The organism is Flagellimonas olearia, assembly GCF_004150225.1.
In the GTDB taxonomy this organism is placed as follows: domain Bacteria; phylum Bacteroidota; class Bacteroidia; order Flavobacteriales; family Flavobacteriaceae; genus Flagellimonas; species Flagellimonas olearia.
In genome coordinates this window covers 584,392-607,398 of record NZ_ML142907.1, presented here as the reverse complement: position 1 = coordinate 607,398, position 23,007 = coordinate 584,392, and the positions used below count along the sequence as shown (strand labels likewise).

The following is a 23,007-nucleotide window of genomic DNA, read 5'->3' as shown; positions in this document are numbered from 1 at the left end:
ACGTGGTGTTTTGCGCGACAGGGTGTGTTACTCTGTCTTTTTCTTTCTTCGTTTGTTGATAAAATCAAACAGGACCCATACTACGATAAGGCCTACAAAATATTTGAAATAGGAAATGGGTTGCCCGCTGCCCCCTACCGTTGTGAAAATACGGTCCCAACGCGGCTTCCAGTTGGATATTCCCTCGTTGAAGTTGTCAAAGCTCATCCATAGAAAAACAGGTTTGCCCACTATGTGGTCTTCCGGTACATAGCCCCAAGTCCTACTGTCCTCGGAATGGTCCCTGTTATCTCCCATCATCCAATAATAATCCTGTTTGAATGTATAGGAATTGGCCTCTTCTCCATTGATGAGCACCTTTTGTCCGGAGACCTTTACATCATTGTGCTCGTAGTCCCGGATGATTTTTTTGTACAATGGGATGGTCCTGGAGTTGATTTCCACGGTCGTTCCTGCTTTGGGAATATAGATCGGCCCAAAGTTGTCATTGTTCCAAGGGTATAGGTTGGGTTTTTGTGGGAAGGCGCCCATATAGACCCCTTTTCCATCGTCGGTTTTGATTACAGAATCTATGGCTTGGTTCTCCCGTAGTTGGGCTACCATTTCATCGGTTAGATTTGCAACGCGAGATCTTGGTTTTTCTTCCGTCAAGGATAATCTCAACTGACGGATGACTTCAGTGGGGATTCCTTTTTCCTCGGTAACAAGCTCTATTTTGCCATCTTGTGTCCTATTGGCTCCCAAGACAAACGGAGCCAAGGCGTTGTACTGATTCTGGTTGAGGTTTCCGGAAATATAGGTTCTCAGATAATCTGAGGCATCTACTTCCTCCAATAGTCTGCTGGATACACCGTTCTGGGCATAGATGTCATAATTATACATAGGCTTGGCCCGATCGGATAGCTGAAGCCTTTCCCCATTGATATAGACATAGCCGTTGATGACCTGCAAAGAATCCCCAGGGGTACCTACACATCGTTTTACATAGTTGGACTTTTTGTCGATGGGTTTTTTTACCGCTTTTTCGGCTTTAAAAAATTGGTAGAGGGTATCCGAGGGCAGGCTAAAGACCACAATATCGTTTTTCTTGACCTTTTGAAAGCCGGGGATGCGCATATAGGGCAACTGCAATTTGTTGATCCAAGAAGTTTTATAGGTTTCCGGGTTTACATCGGCCAAGTACGACCTCTTTTTCATACCGGGAAGTGTGTCATGCACCATTGGGGCCGCCAAAGTGGTCATGGGGATCCTTGCTCCATAATGGAACTTGCTCACGAACAGAAAATCACCGATACGCAAGGTGCGTTCCAATGATCCGGTGGGAATCACATAAGGTTGAATAAAATAAGTATGTACAAAAGTGGCCGCCACAATGGCAAAGACTATGGAGCTGACCCATTCGCCAAGGCCGGTTCGTGGTTTAAGACTGCGGTCTTCAATATAGCTAACATCTTCCGCATAATTGATGTAGTAAGTGTAGAACCCAAGACTCAGTATCACCAACCAAGTGTCCAATAGCGAATTTTTCCCAAAACTACGGATGGTCTCTACCCATACCACGGGGAACATCAAGAGATTGATAATAGGAATGAACAACAGCAAAACCCACCACCAAGGTCTGTTGATGATTTTCATCAAAATGACAGCATTGTAGACGGGAACAGCAGCTTCCCAAGCTTTACGTCCTGCTTTTACATAAAGTTTCCATGTACCCAAAAAATGGATGATTTGGATGATCAATATAAAAATGATCCATTGTGTACCGCTCATATAAAAGTTTCTTTGTAAGACTTAATGTCTTTATTGTTGTTACGTTTTTTAATACAGGTTTAACACATCTTTCATGGTGAAGATACCTGATTTGCCCTGTATCCATTCTGCAGCAATAACCGCTCCCAAAGCAAAGCCTTCGCGATTGTGGGCCGTATGTTTTATTTCTATGGAGTCCACCGCGCTATCATATGATATGCTGTGCGTGCCGGGAACCATGCCTTCCCGTTTGGATGTGATCGGGATGGTGCCTTCATCGGTTTGGTCCAGTTTCCAACCCTTATAGTTGGTGTTGGCAATGATGCCTTCCGCCAACGTAATGGCCGTGCCACTTGGGGCGTCCAGTTTTTGAGTGTGATGGATTTCTTCCATGGAAACGTTGTATTGTTCCAACCCGGACATAATTTTGGCCAAATGGGCATTTAGCTCAAAAAAGATGTTCACTCCCAAACTGAAATTAGAGGCATAGATAAAGCCCCCTTGGTTTTTGTTGCAGATATCAATGGCCTTTTCGTAGTTGGACAGCCAACCAGTGGTGCCACAAATTACGGGGACACCATTTTCAAAACAACCGGTAATATTGTCGAATGCAGCTTCGGGCGTACTGAAATCTATGGCAACATCCATATTGTCATAGGGGATTTCCTTGGTGTCCACATCTATCTTTGCAGCGATGGTATGTCCTCTGTCTTGGGCAATTTGCTCAATCATTTTTCCCATTTTCCCATAACCAAAGAGAGCAATGTTCATAGTTTAAAATTTAATGACCAGGGCCATGCCATAGTTTGGCTCCTGGGTAAAGGGGTTTATATCCAGATAGGGTTTAAAATCAACCGCAAGATCATCATCAACGTTATATTGCTTTAGGTGCGCGTCCACGTTGGCATCTATAATGTTCAGGGCATAAAGGGCAATGGTAATAACCAAGGAAAGGTCCCTGCTGCGCTGGGTGCGCTCTTGGGCATCCTGTAGGGCCTCGTCAGACACGTCAGGGCCTTCGCCATCTCCATTGATGTCGTAAAATTCGTCATCCGTGAACCCGGCCAATCTTCTTTTAAAGGCATCCCGCGCCCCCCTGTATTCGGTGTTGTTGAACGAATAGGTATAGATGGCGGTCCCTAGGGCACCCCACACAATGGGTGCTTTCCAATATCGTTTATTGTAGATCTGTCCCAGTCCCGGGAACACGGCAGAATAGAATGCAGCTTTACTGGGGGCAAGGGGGTTGATTTTCTTCTTTTCGTAGGTGACTTCCTCAAGCGTGATTCCTGCACCCTCCAGATTTTGTGCCAAGGAGTCGATCTCGGAAGGATGGGGTTGTTCCGCATCTTCCGTCTCGCCTTCTTCTTGGGCAAAACCCGAATACAGGCACAGCATGGAAAACAACAAGAAGAATAGGTTTTTATTCACCTGTCAATAATTTTTTTATACGCTGAAATTCCTCTTGCGAATGAAAGGGAATTACAATTTTGCCCTTCCCCGTTTGGGATGAGGTAATGTCTACCTTGGTAGAAAGGTATTCCTTGAGCTCGTCCATACCTTTGGAAACAAATCCGGGGGTTTCCTTGGATGATTTTGGTTTCTTTTCTCCCGAATCGCCTTGCGGATTCTTGAGTGATTTCACGAGTTGTTCAGTATCCCGTACCGAAAGGCCATCGGAGACCACTTTCTCATATATGGCAATCTGCTCCTTTTTCTTTTCGATATTGATCAGGGCCCTTCCATGTCCCATGCTGATAAAACCGTCCCGCATTCCAGTTTGGATAATGGGGTGTAGTTTTAAAAGGCGAAGGTAATTGGTAATGGTGGAACGTTTCTTCCCCACGCGGTCACTCAATTTTTCTTGGGTAATCTGGATTTCATCGATAAGCCGCTGATAGGAGAGGGCAATCTCGATGGGGTCCAAGTCCTGGCGTTGGATGTTTTCCACCAAGGCCATTTCCAAGGACTCTTGATCGTTGGCAATGCGTATATAAGCAGGAATGGTCTCGAGCCCAACCAATTTGGAGGCACGGAAACGACGCTCCCCTGAAACCAATTGGAATTTGTTGAAATCCAACTTCCGAACCGTAATGGGCTGTATAATGCCCAGTTCGCGGATGGAACTGGCCAGTTCTTCCAAAGCTTCGTCATTAAAATTGGATCGTGGCTGGAAAGGGTTTACCTCAATGGATTCTATATCCAGTTCGACAACATTGCCTATGACCTGGTCCGCATTTTTGTCCCCAACCGATTGGATATCGTTCTCGGGGTCTTTCAATAGAGCGGACAGGCCTCTACCCAAAGCCTGTTTTTTGGTTGCTTTCGCCATTTAAACTTTCTCCTTGTTTTTCTTCAAAATTTCATGGGCCAAGTTAAGATAATTTGAGGCACCCTTGCTGCTGGCATCATATTTTATGATGCTCTCGCCATAACTGGGTGCTTCACTCAGCCTTACATTTCGCTGTATAATGGTATCGAAGACCATATCGGCGAAGTGTTTCTTCACTTCTTCCACGACTTGGTTGGATAGGCGTAACCTTGAATCGTACATGGTCAATAACATGCCTTCTATATCCAAATCGTTGTTATGTATTTTCTGGACACTTTTTACCGTGTTCAATAGTTTCCCAAGACCTTCCAATGCAAAATATTCGCATTGAATCGGAATCATAACTGAATCTGCTGCGGTAAGTGCGTTTAGGGTCAGTAGTCCCAGAGATGGGGCACAGTCGATCAAAACAAAGTCATAACGATCGCCCAAGTTTTTGAGGGCCTCTTTCAGCATGTATTCCCTGTTGTCCTTGTCCACCAGTTCTATCTCAATGGCCACCAAATCAATATGTGCAGGTACCAGATCCACATTTGGGGAATCGGTCTGGATGATCACATCTTCCACGGGCATGGTATGTTCCAAGAGTTGGTATGTGCCGTGTTCAACGGAGTCCACATCGATACCAAGACCGGAAGTCGCATTTGCCTGGGGGTCGGCATCAATCAACAACACTTTCTTTTCCAATACACCAAGGGAGGCTGCAAGGTTTACCGTGGTGGTGGTTTTGCCCACACCGCCCTTTTGGTTTGCAATAGCAATAATCTTGCCCATTTCATAGTAAGTTAGGTGCTAAAAATACGATTATTTAAGATGCTAAAAAATGTATTTTGTTAACAGTGGGTGAATAACCATACCAATCTGCGTTAAAGAAAGTTAAAGTTATATTTATGAGATCATTAAGGAAGATTATCCCATCAAAATCTTTAAGATCTCAATGGCCGTGTCCCCAATTTTGGTCCCAGGGCCAAATACCGCTATGGCACCATGATCCAACAGGTATTGGTAATCCTGTTTGGGGATGACTCCGCCCACAATGACCATGATGTCTTCCCGTCCCTGCTTTTTTAGTTCTTTGACCACCTCGGGCACCAAGGTCTTGTGACCACCTGCCAAGGACGATATGCCCAATACGTGGACATCATTTTCAACGGCTTGTTGGGCCACTTCGGAAGGTGTTTGGAACAATGGGCTTATGTCCACATCGAAGCCAAGGTCGGCATACCCGGTTGCGACCACTTTTGCACCGCGATCATGACCATCCTGACCCATTTTGGCCACCATGATTCTAGGTCTTCGACCTTCTTTTGCCGCAAACTCATCGGCCATTTTTTGGGCCTTGGCAAAACTTTCGTCGTTTTTGATTTCTTTGGAATACACGCCGGTAAAGGATTGGATTTTTGCCTTGTAACGCCCAAAGGCACTTTCCATGGCATCACTGATTTCGCCCAAGGTAGCACGTGCTTTGGCCGCTTGTACCGCTAAAGCTAACAAATTTTCACGGTCAGCATCGTTCTGATTGGCTTTTTTGGCCGCCAATCGAATGTTGTCCAAGGCTTCTTGAACCACTTTGGAATCCCGTGTCAATTTGATTCGTTCCAGTCGCTCCATTTGCTGTTGGCGCACTTTGGCATTGTCTACCTCCAAAATTTGGAGTTCGTCCTCATCTTCCAGTTGATACTTGTTCACGCCAATGATGACGTCCTGCCCACTGTCGATTCGTGCTTGCTTCTTGGCTGCGGCTTCTTCAATCCGTCTTTTGGGAATTCCGGCTTCAATGGCCTTGGTCATGCCGCCCAACTCTTCCACCTCTTGAATCAATTTCCAAGCTTCCTCGGCAATCTCTTCAGTCAATTTTTCAACTACTTTACTTCCGGCCCACGGGTCCACGGTTTTAGTGATATGGGTCTCTTGCTGCAAGAAAATTTGGGTGTTCCGGGCTATCCGCGCCGAAAAATCGGTCGGAAGGGCAATGGCCTCATCCAACGCATTGGTATGAAGGCTCTGGGTGCCACCAAATACCGCTGCCATGGCCTCAATGGTGGTCCGTGCCACGTTGTTGAAGGGGTCTTGCTCGGTCAAACTCCATCCGCTGGTCTGGCAATGGGTGCGGAGCATGAGCGATTTTTCATTCTTGGGATTGAACGGACTTACCAATTTGGCCCATAGCATACGACCGGCACGCATTTTGGAAATTTCGGTAAAATGGTTCATCCCAATGCCCCAAAAGAAGGAAAGTCTAGGGGCAAATTCATCAATTTTAAGTCCTGCCTTGATTCCCGTCCGGATATATTCAATACCGTCAGACAGGGTATAGGCCAATTCCATGGCCGCTGGAGCTCCGGCTTCGTGCATGTGGTACCCCGAAATGCTGATGCTATTGAAGCGGGGCATATGTTTACTGGTAAATTCAAAAATATCCGCAACAATTTGCATGGAAGGAGTAGGTGGATAGATGTAGGTGTTCCGTACCATAAACTCCTTGAGAATATCGTTTTGGATGGTTCCGGAAAGCTTTTCCATGGACACGCCCTGTTCCTCGGCCGCTGCAATATAAAAGGCCATGATCGGGATAACGGCACCGTTCATGGTCATGGATACGGACATTTGATCCAAGGGAATTTGGTCGAACAGGATTTTCATGTCCTCCACGGAGTCAATGGCCACCCCGGCCTTGCCCACATCGCCCACTACCCGTTCATTGTCCGAGTCGTACCCCCGGTGAGTGGGAAGGTCAAAGGCCACGGAAAGACCTTTTTGACCCGCCTCCAAATTTCTTCTGTAAAAAGCATTGCTCTCCTCTGCTGTTGAAAAACCGGCATACTGACGGATGGTCCATGGCCTGCGAACATACATGGTGGAGTACGGACCACGAAGAAAAGGGGATATGCCCGCAGCGAAGTTTTCGTGCTCAGCACTTGGGGTCTCGACTGCGCTCGACCTGACAGCCAGTTCCAAATGTTGAAGGTCTTTTCTACTCATCATCCAGTCTTTTTTGTTCCAAGGTTTCGGCCAATCGTTTCTCAATAATGGGTACGATCAAGGTTTTTCTGGGCTGTGTCTTTACAAAGGGATACAGTTCCAGATCATTTTTCATTCGGTCTTGTGGGTTTTGATAGGTATTGGTTCCTAGAAGTACAATGCTACCTTTATCGAAAAGTTGCTGTTCCTTTGCCGCACTTTCCTTGATTTTTTGTTGGATGCTCCCTTTTTTGAGTGCACTTAAAAATCCACCGGATTTTTCAATCTGTTTGAAAAGGGCCAAAGCTTTTTCCGCCAATTGCTCGGTGATGCTTTCGATAAAGTAGGCTCCATTGGCAACGGCTGAAACGTCTTCAAAATAACTTTCCTCCTTCAATAATAACAGTTGATTGCGGGCAATTCGTTCTGCAAATGCATTGTCCTTGTGGTAAATGGCATCATAAGGAAGGTTGCACACGGTATCGGCCCCACCCAGAATGGCCGACATGCTTTCCGAGGTGGTACGGAGCATATTCACATTATAGTCGTAAAGGGTTTTGTTCCGTTTGGTGGGGATGGCCATAATGTGGCAATCGTTTCCAAATCCATATTCCGAAGCCAGACTGCCCCAAAGCCAACGTAGGGCCCTTAGCTTGGCAATTTCAAAGAAATAATTACTTCCCACGGCAACCTTGAATACTATGGGAAATGATTTCTGGTCAGTATTTAAAGTGGCAAAATGATTCAGGTATTCATGGGCATGGGCCAATCCATAGGCCAGTTGTTGAATACTATTGGCCCCTGCATTTTGATAGAGTGCCATATCCACACCAAAGGTGACCACTGACGTGTATGTGGTGGCAAGTCCATGGATTTCTTCCAAAATGGCGTGGTCCTTTTCAAGGTTATGAAACCAGTTTCCGTCACGGGACAGATGCCCGATCAAATCGATATTGAGATAGGCCTCAACATTTTTACCCATCAAAATCTCCAAAAGGTTTTTGATGGGCTGTGTCGCTAAATACTGAAAATTAAAATGCAATGGTATGTTTTCCAACTCAATGCCTTGGAGTAAGGCTTTAAAATCAACCTGCTCATTTGGAATGGTGACCACCAAACTTTCAACTCCTTTTTCCAAGCTTTTCAATGCTTTTGCATTGGCCTTTGTCGAATCACCTGCATAAATGGTTTGACCTACATGCCATTTTCGGGAAGCGGAAGTTGGGTGGGCTTTAATGTTTTGCAGGTCTTCTTCATGATAAAAGGGTTTTACGGCTATCCCTTCCAAAGACTCCCAAACCAGGGTGTCGTTGTAATCAGCGCCCTTCAGGTCGAACTGTATTTTTTGTTTCCACTGTTTGGCGGATACCTCAGGGAATTCTTCGAATAGGCCTGTCTTACTCATCTTCCTTGATTTTTAGGCTGTCTTCATATTCAATGAGAAAAATTTCCTCATTCTCCTTTTTCATGTAGTATTTCTCCCGGGCAAATTTTTCCATTTCCCCCGGATTGGACATTTTCTCCAAGATTTCCTTGTCCTTGGCGATTTCCCCTTTTAGAAACTCTTTCTGTTTTTCCAGCTTTTTGATTTCCGAACGAAGTTCCCAGTGGATCAAAAAGGAATTGGTGTCGAAAAAGGCCATCCAAATCACAAAAATGGTCAACACCAACACATACATATTGGTCATGACCTTGAACCATCGTTTATTTCTCAGTTCCCTTAATTTCATGTGCTACACCAGTTTGTTGTTGATGATGGTCCTAACCATGTCCACCGCAACCGTATTGTAATGGTTGTTGGGGATAATGATATCGGCAAATTCCTTTGACGGCTCTATGAATTGCTCATGCATGGGCTTTACCGCAGTTTGGTAACGGGTCAGTACTTTTTCGAGATCGTGTCCACGTTCCCGGATATCCCGCTGTAATCTTCGGATCAATCGTTCATCGGAATCGGCGTGCACAAATATTTTAATGTCGAACAAATCCCGAAGCTGTGGATTGCTCAGTACCAAGATGCCCTCAACGATCATCACTTTTCTCGGCGGAGTGGGAATGGTTTCCTCCAAACGGGTTTCCTCTACAAAGGAATATACGGGTTTGTTTACGGTCTTACCTTGTTTCAATTGCTCCAAATGGGAAATCAACAGGTCAAAATCTATGGAATTGGGATGGTCAAAGTTGATTTTGCTCCGTTCTTCCTTGGTCAAATGCGCCAAATCGTTGTAATAGGAATCCTGCGAGATTACGCCCACCTCATTTGTGGGCAGTTGATCCACAATCTGGTTCACCACTGTAGTTTTTCCGCAACCTGTTCCACCGGCAATCCCTAGAATCAGCATAAAGAAGATTTTAGTCCCAAAAGTAAACATTTGACGGGATTTGTGGTTGATGGTATTGTATAACCCAACTGCCTTTATGCCGATTGGTGCATTAATCTTATATTTATCAAACTAACCTATAGGAACACTATTTATGGACAATCCGTATACCGTTGTGGTTGATGGAACTTCTGAATTTCACCTGTCAAAAGAGGATATTGCTTCACTGGATATCATAAAAACGGACCCCAATGGATTTCATCTCCTGAAAGATGGCACTTCCTACCATATTCAAATGGTGGAGACGCAATTCAATACCCGTACCTATACCATCAGCGTGAATGGGACCGAGTATCAAGTATCCATAAACACTCCATTGGATGGGCTCATCAAGGCAATGGGTTTTGCCTCTAACGGACAAAAGAGCATCGATTCCATTATGGCACCTATGCCGGGACTGATTCTGGATATTCTGGTCAGTGAGGGCCAAGAAGTTCAGGAGGACGACCAGCTTTTGATTTTGGAAGCCATGAAAATGGAAAATATCATTGCTTCGCCTAGGAGTGGGACCATCAAAGAAATTGGGGTGAAAAAAGGTGATGCGGTTGACAAAAAACAATTGCTCATAGAGTTTGAATAGGAAATCATGAAGAAAATATTGATAGCCAATAGAGGGGAAATTGCGGTCCGGGTGATGAAAACCGCAAAGAAAATGGGCATACGAACCGTGGCGGTCTATTCAACCGTGGATCGGAACGCACCCCATGTGCAAATGGCGGATGAAGCGGTTTACATTGGTGAGGCACCTTCCAATCAATCGTATTTACGTGGAGACAAAATCATAGAGGTGGCCAAAAAATTGAATGTTGATGGCATACATCCAGGCTACGGCTTTTTGAGTGAGAATGCCGACTTCGCTGAAGCAGTAGAGAAAAACGGGTTGGTGTTCATCGGACCCAAATCAAAGGCCATCCGGATGATGGGTAGTAAGCTGGCCGCCAAGGAGGCTGTCAAAGCGTACGGTATACCCATGGTGCCAGGGATAGATGAAGCCATTACCGATGTGGCCACCGCCCGCGATATTGCCAATGAAGTGGGGTATCCCATTTTGATCAAGGCCTCTGCGGGAGGTGGGGGTAAGGGTATGCGCATCGTGGAAAAGGAAAGCGATTTGGAATCGGGCATGCAGCGGGCCATTAGTGAAGCCAGCTCTGCCTTTGGTGATGGCTCTGTATTTGTGGAAAAGTATGTGGCATCGCCAAGGCATATTGAGGTCCAGGTGATGGCCGATACCCACGGGAACATCCTTCACTTTTTTGAACGGGAATGCAGTGTGCAACGCCGACACCAGAAGGTGGTGGAAGAAGCTCCATCCTCTATTTTAACCCCTATGCTTCGAAACGAAATGGGCATGGCCGCGGTCAAGGTGGCCCAAGCCTGCGACTATGTTGGGGCAGGAACGGTAGAGTTTTTGATGGATGCCGACCACAATTTTTACTTTTTGGAAATGAATACCCGACTTCAAGTAGAGCACCCAGTTACCGAAATGATTACTGGGATGGACCTTGTGGAACTGCAGATACGCGTGGCAAGGGGGGAAGAGTTGCCCATGAAACAGGGAGACCTCAAAATTCATGGACATGCGGTGGAGTTGCGGGTATATGCCGAAGACCCCTTGAATGATTTTCTCCCCAGTGTGGGACGATTGGAAACTTATCAATTGCCTGTTGGTGAAGGTATTCGGGTGGACAATGGTTTTACCGAAGGGATGGATATTCCCATTTATTATGACCCCATGCTTTCCAAATTGATTGCCTATGGCAAGAATCGTGAGGAGGCCATTGAATTGATGCTCAACGCCATCAAGGCGTACAAGATAAAAGGAGTTGAGACTACATTACCTTTTGGAAGCTTTGTCTTTTCCCATGAGGCCTTTCGTTCTGGGGATTTTGACACCCACTTTGTGAAGACCCACTATGCTCCGGAAATGGTCAAACAGCAACAGGCCACAGAGATGGAAGTGGCTGCATTGGTGGCGTTCCATAGCTACCTTGAGGACCAAAAAATAGTTCAACTGCCCAAAAACTGAATCCATGGAACAAAAAATAAAAGCACTTCAGGAAAAGTTGGCCAAAGCTCATTTGGGTGGAGGAGAAAAACGTATAGAAAAGCAACACGATAAGAAGAAATTAACGGCTCGGGAACGTGTCCATTATCTGTTGGACGAAGGGTCCTTCGAAGAAATGGGCGCGTTGGTGACACATAGGACCACGGATTTTGGGATGGAGAAGGAAATGTACTATGGCGATGGGGTGGTCACCGGCTATGGAACCGTACATGGTAGGTTGGTGTATGTGTATGCCCAAGACTTTACCGTTTTTGGAGGTGCCTTGTCCGAAACCCATGCCGAAAAGATTTGTAAGGTAATGGATTTGGCCATGAAGGTCGGGGCACCCATCATTGGGTTGAACGATTCTGGGGGAGCCCGAATCCAAGAAGGCGTTCGGTCGTTGGGAGGTTATGCCGATATCTTTTATAGAAACGTGCAGGCCTCGGGGGTGATTCCCCAAATATCTGCAGTGATGGGCCCTTGCGCGGGAGGTGCAGTGTATTCCCCTGCCATGACGGATTTTATTGTGATGGTGGAGGAAACGAGTTATATGTTTGTTACCGGGCCTAATGTGGTCAAGACGGTGACCAATGAAGAGGTTACTTCTGAGGAATTGGGGGGTGCCAGCACCCATGCGGCCAAGTCTGGGGTGGCCCATAAAACCTCCTCCAATGATGCCACCTGTCTGGACGATATCAAAAAACTGTTGGAATATTTGCCGCAGAACAATACAGAGGCACCCAAATTACAGGAATATGTTTTGGGCGATGAGGTGCGGGAAGAACTGTCCAAGATTGTGCCGGACAATCCCAATAAACCGTATGACATGCATGAGGTCATTAAGGGAATCATTGACACGGATTCCTTCTACGAAATCCATAAGGATTATGCCGAGAATATTATTGTGGGCTTTGCACGAATAGGAGGGAGAAGCGTGGGGATTATTGCTAATCAGCCGATGTTTCTGGCTGGTGTGTTGGATGTGAAAAGTTCTAGAAAAGCAGCCCGTTTCACCCGTTTTTGTGATGCCTTCAATATTCCATTATTGGTTTTGGTGGATGTTCCGGGATTCCTGCCGGGCACCGATCAGGAGTGGAGCGGTATCATCATGCATGGGGCAAAACTATTGTATGCGTTGAGCGAGGCCACGGTTCCTAGGGTCACCCTAATTACCCGAAAGGCCTATGGAGGAGCCTATGATGTGATGAACTCAAAACATATCGGTGCCGACTTCAATTTTGCATGGCCCAGTGCCGAGATTGCCGTAATGGGAGCCAAGGGCGCCAGCGAGATTATCTTTAGGCGTGAAATTGCTGCTTCTGAAGATCCGGAAGCCAAACTCAAGGAAAAGGAAGCAGAGTATGCCGAAAAATTTGCCAATCCCTACCGAGCGGCACAACGTGGATTTATCGATGAGGTCATTTTACCAAAAGACACCCGACGAAAATTGTTGAAAGCCTTCGCCATGCTGGAGAAAAAGCAGGTGCAACCACCCCGAAAAAAACACGGGAACATACCGTTGTGATCTAACGGAAAATTATAACTCGATGGTTTTTCCGGTTTTTACCGATTCATTCGCGGCCAACACGACTTTGAGACTGTTCACGGCATCGTTCAGGTGGTCGGTGAGGTCAACATCATTTTGGATGGCATTGAGCAGGTATTCCTGTTCCAAAAGACAGAGACCATCATGGTCGGGCTCATCGGCAGTATCAATGATTTCATCATTTTTTACAAAATGGCCATCACTGTCCAACTGACTGTGGTGCAATTTTAAGCTTCCGGTCTTAGTATGCCCTTCAATATCACCGGATTCCCCCTTATCCATATCATTGATGGAAACACAGCCTTTTGGACCTATGACGTCCTTGACAAAAAAAGCAGTTTCGCTCATCATGGGTCCCCAGCCAGCCTCGTACCAACCTACGGAGCCATCTTCAAAACGGACCTGTAACTGGCCATAGTTGTACATGTTTTTGTCCACTTCCTCCGTCAATCGGGCCCCAATGGCGGAGACGCTGACAGGATTGGAACGCACCATGGAACACATGACATCCACATAATGGACCCCACAATCCACAATGGGCGACATGGAGTGCATAAGCTGTTTATGGGTATGCCATTGTTCGCCAGAACTTTGTTGGTTGAGGTTCATCCGCATAACCAAAGGTTTGCCCAGGCTCTGGGCCATTTGCACAAACTTGGTCCACGTAGGGTGTACCCTGAGAATATATCCCACCACCATTTTTTTTCCAAGTTGATGGGCCAAATCCACCAGAATTTGGGCCTCCTCGACCGTTAGGGCAAGGGGTTTTTCCACAAACACATGGGCGCCGGATTCCAAAGCTTGCTTTACATAGTCAAAATGGGTGTCGGGATAGGTGTTGATGGATACCACATCCGGTTTTGCGGTTGCCAGGGCTTCAGTGTAATCGGAAAAAGTGGGGACTCCTCCCAATTCATTGGACAATCGTTCGCGGCTTTTGGCACCGCGGCTCACAAGTCCCACAATTTCAAATCCATCCAGTTTGTGGTAGGCACGGGCATGGGAAGTTCCCATGTTTCCGCAACCTACGACCAAGGTCTTTAAAAGGGCCATTTAGTTTTTGATTTTCTCAAAGATAGGCATCGAACCAGACACAACGAAATCAAAAAAAGTCATAAAAATGGTGTTTTCGAATATCGGTAAGATGAGTTTTATTTACCTACAACGTTTGATTCGTAAACATTACATTAATACTTTCTTAAAAGCTTCGTGGGCCCGCGGGGTATGCCTAATTTTGCAGCATGCAAAAAGAAACCCAAAAACCTAATTTTGAATTTATAGCCTTAATGGCCGCCCTGATGTCCATTGTGGCCTTGGCCATTGATGCTTTGTTGCCCGCCATCTCCAATATTGGGGCCGATATCAATAGTTTGGATTCCAGGGACAACCAAATGCTGGTCACCATGATATTCTTGGGACTGGGGTTGGGACAATTGTTCTTTGGTCCGCTGTCCGACTGCTATGGGAGGAAACCCGTGGTATATACCGGGTTTATCCTGTTTTTAGTGGCCAGTATTGTCTGTTTGTATGCGCCGTCACTAGAGGTAATGGTATTGGGTAGGATCCTACAAGGTATTGGACTTTCGGCACCAAGGACCATATCCATATCCATCATCAGGGATACCTATGAAGGTGACTATATGGCCAAGATCATGTCGTTTGTAACGGCCTTCTTTATTTTGGTGCCCGTGGTAGCCCCTGCTATTGGAAAGTTAATTCTGGATAGTTTTGGGTGGAAAGGTATTTTCTATATTCAGTTGGTTTTTGCCCTGATCATCGCGCTTTGGTTTTGGAGACGGCAACCTGAAACCCTTCACCCAGAGTTTAAGATACCATTCTCCGGACATGTGTTCATTGATGGGTTGAAGGAGTTTGTGCGCCATAAGGAAACCGTGGCTTTTACCATTGCATCTGGTTTGGTCACCGGGGCGTTTTTGGTGTATCTGAGTTCGGCCCAACATATTTTTGAGGACCAATATGCCCTAAAGGAGGTATTCCCCTATATTTTTGCGGGATTGGCCATTTCCATTGGACTTTCCACCTTTTTGAACGGTACCTTGGTGATGCGTTTTGGAATGCGTAAGCTCTCCTTTATGGCCACTTTGGCCTTCACTATCATTGCTTTGGTGTATACCTTGTTCTTTTTTAACTCGCCCAACCCAAGCATCTATGTATTGGTGGCATTCTTGTCGGCTCAGTTCTTTTGCCTTGGATTCATGTGGGGGAATTTCCGGTCCATAGCCATGGAACCGATTGGACATATCGCAGGTATTGGAGCGGCCATCAATGGATTTGTCTCCACAGTTTTTTCTATTCCGATAGCCACCTTTATCGGGGAGTTTGTAAAAAACAGTGTTTGGCCCCTGTTTGTGGGCTTGGCCGTTTGCGGGCTATTTTCGGTATTGATATTTATGCTGGTGCGCAGAAAACCCAGAAGAATGGTGACTGCTTAATCCTGGATAGGATAAAAAATCTCCCCACTACTGGAATCTTCACGAGCCCCTGTAACCGAACGCAGCACATTGGTTTCACCTTCAAGGCGTAAAACGCCCATCAATGCAAAGACCAAGGCTTCCTTGTAGGCAATCAAGGTTTTACTTGGTGTGGAAACTGTTGCGGTGCTTCCCAATTTTTCTTGTAGCGTGTCCATAAAAAACTGGTTCAAGGCGCCACCGCCTGTCGCCAATAATTTATTGGGGGTCTTTACCGCATACTTTTTTACCTCGTTGGCAATCTGCTCGCAATTATGATGGATGAACGTATGTAGTAAATCAATGTTGGTGGCATCGGAAGCTTGAATCAGAGGGACAATCTCCTCTGTGAACCATTCATATCCGGTGGATTTTGGATAGGGTAGTTTGTAGTATGCCAAACTGTTCAATTTTTGGAGGAGGTCATGGTCCAATGTTCCCGTTCTGGCCCGGTTCCCATTTTCGTCATAATCCAATCCCATTCTTTGGGTAATGTAGTTTAATGGCATGTTGGCCAAACCAATGTCATAGGCTATCCGGACCCCGTTTTCATCAAACGAGATATTGCTGATGCCTCCCAAGTTAAGACAGAAATCATATTGGTGGAACAACAATTTATCTCCAATAGGCACCAAGGGAGCTCCTTGACCACCCAAGGTAACATCCTTGGTCCTGAAATCACATATGACTTGTTTTTCGCTGATATTGGCCAACAGTTGACCATCACCAAGTTGAAAGGTGAATCCATCTTCTGGTCTATGGTGCGACGTATGTCCGTGACTGGCAATAAAATCCACCTCCAAATTTTCTTCATCAATAAAGCGTTTGGATTGTTCTCCCAACCATACCCCATAGTCTTTGTGGAGTTGGGCATGGTCTTCTTTGGACAGGAAAATGGCATTTTTGAGGTGGTCCCGCATCTCGTCGGTATAGGAAACCTCTTTTGTTCGTTCAATGGAGAATTTCCAACGCCCATTTTCCTCTTTAAAATGACAGTAGGCCATATCCAACCCGTCCAAGGAGGTGCCGGACATCAACCCTAAAACTTTATACGTACTCATGCTTTTTTAATTTTGATGATGAGGGAAATGGGTTTTTCTTCATCGTTTATCACTTCTTCAATGGAAACCCCTCCATGCTGTAAACCATTCAATTCGTTGATCCAGTCCTCTAGCGTTCGGGCGTACCATGAATGGCCATCCTCAAAGTTGCCGGGAAGACCTTTCCAGGAATCGGTGAGCCATTGGCTTTTGTAGGGCATACCGTTTTGTACCAGAAAAAAAGGGTGCAGGGTTTGAATCACCACAGTGCCACCAGTGGTTAGATGGTTCAGGGTGTTTTGTAAAAGGGGAACAAGGTCATCCTTCAGATACAGACAGAAATTGAAAACTGCTGCATCAAATGGTGCATTGGGAATGGTTTTTCCCGATATTATGTCCTCAAAGGTGACTGCATGGTAGGCTTCTTTTCCTTTGGTCTTGGCTTCGGAAATTAGGCTTGCTATGGCATCCATGCCGGTAGCCTCCCATCCCAAGGCCGTCATTTCCCGGGTCAACCAACCTTCGCCACAACCTATATCCGCAATTTTTTTGCCTTTTAGATTTTTGATGGTTTCCACAATGGCCGCATTGGTGAACTTTCTGGAGGGGATGCTTTGGTTCTGGATGACCTTGATCCATTCCAGTGCATTTTTTTCCCATGAGGAAATGATATCGGTTTTCATGGCTGAAAGGTTTTAAGTTGAACGGGTAGTTTTCCGCTGGCCATCAACTTTCCAATGAAATGTTGGAAGGCCTCTTCTTGAAATTCTGGAAAATCCTGATACACCACAACAGCATTTGATGTAGGTGACAGTCCCATGATATCCAAGGCATATGGATTTCCAAAAAGATAGATGAGTACATTTTTCTGTGCGATGAGGTATTTGATGAAATCCAACACCTCATTCTCAAAACCAAAATTGTTTTTTGGCTTTACGGCAGGGGGAAAGATGGACAGCACCACATTTTGATGCTTTTCCAACAATGTTTCAAGGGTCGCTTTATCTTTTGTCAAATCCCATTGTTTCTGGCCGAGGTCTTCCTCGATTTTTACGGAAAACCCATTAGGGCTGCTATTGTTCACCGATAGGTTGAGAAATTCACCACTCTTGATTTTGGATACTTCCTCAGCTTTGCCGAAGAGTTCGGTAAGGGTGTTTTGTGCCAGTATTTTGTTTAGTTCCGAAGGATCTTTGGATGGAGAACTATCTTTTGAATGGGAGAATGCCTTTTCCTTCAGCTGCCAAATGCGTTTGAAACTTTGCTCAATTTGTGCTTCGGTAGCGGTATTCAGGATTTCGGTAATGCCTTCGGGCACATGTTCGCTAAAACATAACATATCCATTCCCGCGGCAAAGGCGGTTGCCTCCAACTTGCCCTTTTCGGGATATCTTTGGGAAACGGCATGCATGTTCAGGGCATCGGAGATGACCACTCCATCAAACCCTAGCGTATTACGGAGTAAATCTGTGATAATCTTTGATGAAGTCGTGGAAGGTTCCTCGCTATCCAATTGCGGAAGCAACAAATGGCCTACCATGACGGAGTCCACTCCTTTTTGTATCAGTTGGTGGAAAGGATACAATTCATTTTCCCTGAGTTCTTCCAAGGATTTGTCAATTACGGGAAGTCCCAAATGGGAATCGGTAGCAGTATCGCCATGCCCGGGGAAATGTTTGAGGGAGTTCAAGGTTCCGGAACTCGCCATACCTTTTAGGTATGCCCCAGCTTTGGAAAGTACCTCGTCCTTGCTGTCTCCGAAAGATCGGTATCCTATTACGGGATTTTCAGGGTTACTGTTGATATCCACCACTGGGGACAAATTCCAATGAATGCCGGCTTCTTTACAATCCAGTCCAATATGCTGGCCTACCTGTTCTATGAGGTCAAGGTTATTGGTCAGGCCCCCCAAGGTGATGGCATACGGATATTGAGGGGTATTTTCAATGCGCATGGCCAAGCCCCATTCGGCATCAATGGCAATCAACAGGGGCTGTTGTGCCGCTTTTTGATAGCGTTCAATGAGGGTTTTTAGTCGATCATAACTTTTCTCATTGTGGACGACTTTTTTTTTGCCCTCAAAATTGGTGGCCGCACTGGCCCTACTATGAAAGAAGCACAAGGCTCCTACATGATGGTCATGGATCAATTGTTCCATTTTGGCCACTTCTTCCTCTGTATCATTTATAAAAACGGCAGGCATGAACAATTGCCCGATCTTTTGTCGTAACGATAAGTCTTTTTGGGCTGAGGTATATGGAAGTATTTTTTTATGCATCTAATTCGCTTGTCTTTTTGCCATAATCGGCAGGGTATTCAATAAATCGGAGTAGGAGGAACGCTGGAATGGCTGCAATCACCACCCATATAAAGAAACCATCGTATCCCAACCATTCCTGTATGTATCCGCTCAGCATACCGGGTAGCATCATGCCCAAGGCCATAAAGCCGGTCGCGATGGCATAATGCGATGTTTTTGAAGCGCCTTCGGCCACGTAAATGAGAAAGACCAGAAATGCGGCAAACCCAAATCCATATCCAAACTGCTCTACCACCACGGTGCCCACTACGGCATAAATGCTGGTGGTATGGGTGATGGCCAATATGGCATAGAGGATATTGGGCAGGTTTAGGGACAACAACATGGGAAACATCCATTTTTTTAACCCATCCCTCGAGATAAGGATTCCGCCAATGATTCCGCCCAAGGACAGCATGATGACCCCAACCGTACCATAAATGGTACCTACGGCTTCGGTGGAATAACTGAGTCCCCCGACTTCCAGTTTGTCCAAGAGAAATGGCGAGGCCATTTTTACCAATTGCGATTCGCCCAAGCGATAGCTAAGGACAAACAAAAGGGAAATTCCAATGTGTTTTTTTCTAAAGAAGGATGCAAATACCTCCAAAAAGCTAGTGGGCTTTTCAGAATCTTTGGTAGGTGGCGCTTCGAATTTTGGTGCAGCCATAAAGTTGGTCGCGGTCAGGATCAACATTAATACCGCAGCACCGATCATGGTCAAGGACCACGCTTTGGTGTTATCTCCATACTTATGCTCCAAAAAACCAGCAACGATCACCAATAGTCCTTGTCCGGTGACCATGGCCAATCGGTAAAAGGTACTCCGCATACCAATAAAAAAGGACTGCTTTTTTTGTGAAAGCCCGATCATATAATAACCATCGGAGGCAATGTCATTGGTGGCGGAGGCAAAGGCTGCCATCCAGAAAAAGGCCAAAGTAATGGTGAAAAATGCGTTGGAAGGCAAAAAGAGACCAATGCCCAAAAAGGCCAAGGACATGATCAGCTGCATGACCAAGAACCATTTGCGCTTGGTGCCATTCAATTCCACAAAGGGACTCCAAAGCGGTTTTAAGACCCACGGGAGATAGAGCCAGCTGGTGTAGAGTCCAATTTCTGCATTTCCAATGCCCAAACGTTTGTACATGATAACGGAAACGGTTACCACCAATACGTAAGGGATACCTTGGGTGAAATAGAGAAAGGGAACCCAGAGCCAAGCGTTTTTGTCCTTTTTTGCTACATCCATTTTTATTGTTTTTTCTTATGTTTTCTAATCCATTGGATTTTGTTCCAAGGGTTGGGTTTGGCTTTCATTGCCATAGGCATCACGGATTACCAAGCCCATGCTCTTTTTACTATATTTTCCTTTGTACTCAATTTGAACACAACCCAAATCCTGACTCTCGGAAAGATACGCTGTTCCAATAAGTGTTTTTGGCTCCTGGGTCTTTGAATTCAGTTCGTAGAGAAGGATAAATCTTGGAATGGAATCGCTGTGCGAAACACAAACTTTTAGTTGATTGCCATGTTTTTGTACGGATTCAACTGCGGGAATCGCAACTGTCCTTTTGATGTGGTTCAGCGGACCGGGATTTTGCGCCGGAAGCTTATAAAATTTTTCCTGAAGTTTTTGGGTGACCTTTTCATGTTGTCCAATTAGGGATTTTGCACTGAAAAAGATGTTTCCGTTGATATTGCTCTGATGCCTACCAAAGGCCAATTGCTTGGGGATTTCGTTGTTTCGTTTCCAGGCTTTGTCCGGATTGTTCTTTATTTTGTAGGTGCCGTTTCCAATATACAGGTTAGTGTTGGGAGTGGTGTTGGCCCACCACGTAGTAATTTTTTTGTGGGAGGCAACCGGATAATCCATGCTCCAGTACACTTGGGGGGCCAGATAATCCAGCCAACCTTTTTCCACCCAGAGTAGGGGGTCGGCATACAAATCCTCATAAGTGGTCTGTCCTGCTTGGGTATCGGAACCTTTGGGGTCTGTACTCTTGTTTTTCCATACACCAAAGGGACTGATTCCAAATTGTACCCATGGTTTGTTCTTTTTTATGGTATAATGTACATCTTTCACTAGGGAATCCACATTGCTGCGGCGCCAGTCCTCTATGTTTTGACCGGGTAATCCATAGGTGGCAAAAGTGGTGGAATCCTTAAAAGCTTCTCCTTTGACCTTGTAGGGATAGAAGTAATCATCGAAGTGGATGGCATCCACCTCATAACCGGTGACCAATTCTTCGATGATTTTGCTGAATTTCTGTCGAACTTCGGGCAAACCAGGGTTGTAGTAGTACTTTTTTCCATATTTTACCATCCAGTCCGGGTTCTGATAGAAGTCATGTTGTTCGGAAAGGGAGGTGGTGTCCAAATCGATTGTGGCTCTATAGGGATTGAGCCATGCATGGAATTCCATGCCCCTTTTATGGGTTTCCGCTATCATCCATTGCAAAGGATTGGAAAATCCTTCGGGAGCCTCACCTTCTTTTCCGGTCAAGTACTCGGACCATGGTGCAAAATCCGAATCGTACAGGGCATCCCCTGCGGTACGGATCTGGACAATGGCGGCGTTGAAGTTCAAGTCTTGGTAAAAATCCAGTATTTCAATGAAATCCTTTTTCTTTTTCTCAATATGGTCCTTGGGATTCTTGGGCCAATCAATATTGGCCACAGTGGCGATCCAAACTCCCCTAAATTCTTCTTTTGGGGCTTTGGACACGGCACAGGATAAACAAAAAATAACGGGAAGTATGTATAATATACGCTTCATAAGAATAAAAAAAGGCCTACGATGCACTAAATGTAGGCCTTTTCACTTGGATTAAATTAAAACAACTAACAACTCAAATAATTTACTTTGATTAAATTGACGGGTCGGCCGGTGTATTGGTATTGTTGTCCCTTTCCGTGTTCGGATAAGGATAAAAATTCCTGTTGCGTTCCTCGTCAAAGTTCTGTACCGTTGGAGAGGGTTGGGGTCTTCCGAACCTTCTGCTATCCTCCAAGCTAGAACCGGTCAAGAACAATTCTGCACGTCTGTTTTTATAAACTTCGTCCAAAAGGGCGTCCACAGTGGTGTCCCCCGCATAAGCGGCAACGTTGGCATTTACGCCAAACACGTCATCGGTGTCGGTCAAGACCTCGTTCAATGCGGTAACTGCTGCGCCGGTATCGGGTGTGCTCTTTCTTAGATTTGCCTCGGCAATGATCAAATTCATCTCGTCGGGAAGATAAACCGGAATGGATTCAGTATCTCCATCAAAGAAACCAGCCAAGTCCTCAATGGGCAATTGGTTTTGGTTTATCGTGTCCAATGGGATAAGATAGAAATCAAACCGACCATCATTGGCATCGAACGTAAAGGAATCCGGCAAACCAAAGTTGTCCCTAGGCTTAAAGTTAGGGGCACTGTTCTGATACACTCTGCTCCAGATGGGATTCAGGTTTTGTGAATCGTACGTGAATACAGAGGCAGAGGTTTGATCCACAGCGGAAGCGGCACTGATGGCAGCTTCATAATTGCCCGCATAAAGGTTGAACCTTGCCAGCATGGCATCAATGGTATTGGCCAAATCGATATCCCCTCTCAAGATTTCGGATTGAAACTCTCCAGATATGGGATTGGCAGCAATGGCTGTTTTGGCCTCGGTCAATAGCGTGATGGCCGTGTTGAAACCTTCGGTCCTTGAAACGAAAGGAGGGTTATCCTCCGAAGTGGCCACGATCACCTGTTCGTAGCTTTGGGCCAAAGCCCCTATACTCATGGCTTGATAGAGCTTGGCATAGGCAATCAATCCGCTTTGGGTTCCTGCATCAATATCCACGTTTGCTGCATTTTCAGCTATATCCTCTGCGATACCAACCACACGAAGCATGGTGGACCAAAGTCCTACCACATTGGAGTTTGAATTGGGAATGTCCCCTCCGTCTTCCAGTTCGATCATGTTTTGGAAGGTAGTGGTAATACCTCCTTCCCTAGCGGTAATCGCTGGGGTTTCAACGATCCATCGCAAACCGGTCGTGGAATAGAGTTGTTGCATCCCTATGGTCGCAGCCAAGATACCCTCCCTTGAGGAGAATACCTGGTCGTCCGTTGCGGCATTCGGATTGTCAAAATCGGTTTCACATGATGTGATCGCCACCACGGAGGTAAGCAATAACATCAGTTT

General features: G+C 45.8%; 20 protein-coding genes. 4 read left to right on the top strand and 16 right to left on the bottom strand.

The genetic code is table 11. The features are described 5' to 3' along the window. Positions 1-27: 27 nt before the first annotated feature. The 9 genes from lepB to udk form a co-directional block, all read right to left on the bottom strand. The gene (gene lepB / locus DN53_RS02705) at positions 28-1,770 is read right to left on the bottom strand and encodes a signal peptidase I (protein ID WP_129652872.1); all 1,743 of its coding nucleotides are present in this window, start codon (positions 1,768-1,770) and stop codon (positions 28-30) included. A gap of 48 nt (positions 1,771-1,818) precedes the next feature. Next, positions 1,819-2,520: a 4-hydroxy-tetrahydrodipicolinate reductase gene (dapB, locus tag DN53_RS02700; protein WP_129652871.1), complete on the bottom strand. Its 702-nt coding sequence runs from the start codon at positions 2,518-2,520 to the stop codon at positions 1,819-1,821. 3 nt (positions 2,521-2,523) lie between these two features. Further along, positions 2,524-3,180, bottom strand: coding sequence for a DUF5683 domain-containing protein (locus DN53_RS02695; protein WP_242502051.1), 657 nt, complete (start codon positions 3,178-3,180; stop codon positions 2,524-2,526). Beyond that, positions 3,173-4,081 (bottom strand): ParB/RepB/Spo0J family partition protein, encoded by a 909-nt coding sequence (locus tag DN53_RS02690; RefSeq protein WP_129652870.1) that lies wholly within the window; start codon positions 4,079-4,081, stop codon positions 3,173-3,175. Before DN53_RS02690 ends, DN53_RS02695 begins: the two co-directional genes overlap by 8 nt. Next, positions 4,082-4,855, bottom strand: a complete 774-nt coding sequence (locus DN53_RS02685) for a ParA family protein (protein WP_116218151.1) — start codon at positions 4,853-4,855, stop codon at positions 4,082-4,084. It lies immediately after the preceding gene. A 135-nt stretch (positions 4,856-4,990) separates the two neighbouring features. Then, positions 4,991-7,063, bottom strand: a complete 2,073-nt coding sequence (gene scpA, locus DN53_RS02680; RefSeq protein ID WP_129653340.1) for a methylmalonyl-CoA mutase — start codon at positions 7,061-7,063, stop codon at positions 4,991-4,993. Continuing rightward, entirely contained in the window at positions 7,056-8,447 is a 1,392-nt protein-coding gene (locus DN53_RS02675; protein WP_129652869.1) for a methylmalonyl-CoA mutase subunit beta, read from the bottom strand. Before DN53_RS02675 ends, scpA begins: the two co-directional genes overlap by 8 nt. Continuing rightward, complete coding sequence (locus DN53_RS02670; RefSeq protein WP_129652868.1) at positions 8,440-8,772, bottom strand: FtsB family cell division protein; 333 nt, start codon at positions 8,770-8,772, stop codon at positions 8,440-8,442. Before DN53_RS02670 ends, DN53_RS02675 begins: the two co-directional genes overlap by 8 nt. 3 nt (positions 8,773-8,775) lie before the next feature. Further along, on the bottom strand, positions 8,776-9,384 hold the full coding sequence (gene udk / locus DN53_RS02665) for a uridine kinase (RefSeq protein WP_129652867.1): 609 nt from the start codon (positions 9,382-9,384) through the stop codon (positions 8,776-8,778). Positions 9,385-9,517: 133 nt separating this feature from the next. On the opposite strand from udk, the gene DN53_RS02660 reads away from it, so the two are divergent. From DN53_RS02660 to DN53_RS02650, 3 genes are read left to right on the top strand one after another with little or no spacing between them, the layout of a single operon-like run. Further along, complete coding sequence (locus DN53_RS02660) at positions 9,518-10,003, top strand: acyl-CoA carboxylase biotin carboxyl carrier protein subunit (protein WP_129652866.1); 486 nt, start codon at positions 9,518-9,520, stop codon at positions 10,001-10,003. Between the two features lie 6 nt (positions 10,004-10,009). Continuing rightward, entirely contained in the window at positions 10,010-11,452 is a 1,443-nt protein-coding gene (gene accC, locus DN53_RS02655) for an acetyl-CoA carboxylase biotin carboxylase subunit (protein ID WP_129652865.1), read from the top strand. A 4-nt stretch (positions 11,453-11,456) separates the two neighbouring features. After that, positions 11,457-12,998 (top strand): acyl-CoA carboxylase subunit beta, encoded by a 1,542-nt coding sequence (locus tag DN53_RS02650; protein ID WP_129652864.1) that lies wholly within the window; start codon positions 11,457-11,459, stop codon positions 12,996-12,998. 12 nt (positions 12,999-13,010) lie between these two features. Here DN53_RS02650 and DN53_RS02645 read toward each other — a convergent pair whose 3' ends face one another. Next, positions 13,011-14,072: a Gfo/Idh/MocA family protein gene (locus DN53_RS02645; RefSeq protein ID WP_129652863.1), complete on the bottom strand. Its 1,062-nt coding sequence runs from the start codon at positions 14,070-14,072 to the stop codon at positions 13,011-13,013. 188 nt (positions 14,073-14,260) lie between these two features. Between DN53_RS02645 and DN53_RS02640 the strand changes: the two genes are divergently transcribed. Beyond that, a complete protein-coding gene (locus DN53_RS02640) occupies positions 14,261-15,472 on the top strand; it encodes a multidrug effflux MFS transporter (protein ID WP_129652862.1) in 1,212 nt (403 codons plus the stop codon). Here the strand turns inward: DN53_RS02640 and DN53_RS02635 are convergent. The 6 genes from DN53_RS02635 to DN53_RS02610 form a co-directional block, all read right to left on the bottom strand. After that, a complete protein-coding gene (locus DN53_RS02635) occupies positions 15,469-16,551 on the bottom strand; it encodes an anhydro-N-acetylmuramic acid kinase (RefSeq protein ID WP_129652861.1) in 1,083 nt (360 codons plus the stop codon). The genes DN53_RS02640 and DN53_RS02635 overlap by 4 nt on opposite strands. Further along, positions 16,548-17,213 carry a class I SAM-dependent methyltransferase gene (locus tag DN53_RS02630; protein ID WP_129652860.1) on the bottom strand — a complete coding sequence of 222 codons (666 nt, stop codon included), beginning with the start codon at positions 17,211-17,213 and terminating at the stop codon, positions 16,548-16,550. Before DN53_RS02630 ends, DN53_RS02635 begins: the two co-directional genes overlap by 4 nt. Continuing rightward, positions 17,210-18,808, bottom strand: a complete 1,599-nt coding sequence (locus DN53_RS02625) for a glycoside hydrolase family 3 protein (protein ID WP_129652859.1) — start codon at positions 18,806-18,808, stop codon at positions 17,210-17,212. Before DN53_RS02625 ends, DN53_RS02630 begins: the two co-directional genes overlap by 4 nt. Further along, a complete protein-coding gene (locus DN53_RS02620; protein WP_129652858.1) occupies positions 18,801-20,081 on the bottom strand; it encodes an MFS transporter in 1,281 nt (426 codons plus the stop codon). The genes DN53_RS02625 and DN53_RS02620 overlap by 8 nt, the downstream gene beginning before the upstream one ends. A 24-nt stretch (positions 20,082-20,105) precedes the next feature. Next, positions 20,106-21,608, bottom strand: a complete 1,503-nt coding sequence (locus tag DN53_RS02615; RefSeq protein ID WP_129652857.1) for a glycoside hydrolase family 10-like protein — start codon at positions 21,606-21,608, stop codon at positions 20,106-20,108. Between the two features lie 91 nt (positions 21,609-21,699). After that, positions 21,700-23,001, bottom strand: a complete 1,302-nt coding sequence (locus DN53_RS02610) for a RagB/SusD family nutrient uptake outer membrane protein (protein WP_165357241.1) — start codon at positions 22,999-23,001, stop codon at positions 21,700-21,702. Between the last annotated feature and the right edge of the window lie 6 nt (positions 23,002-23,007).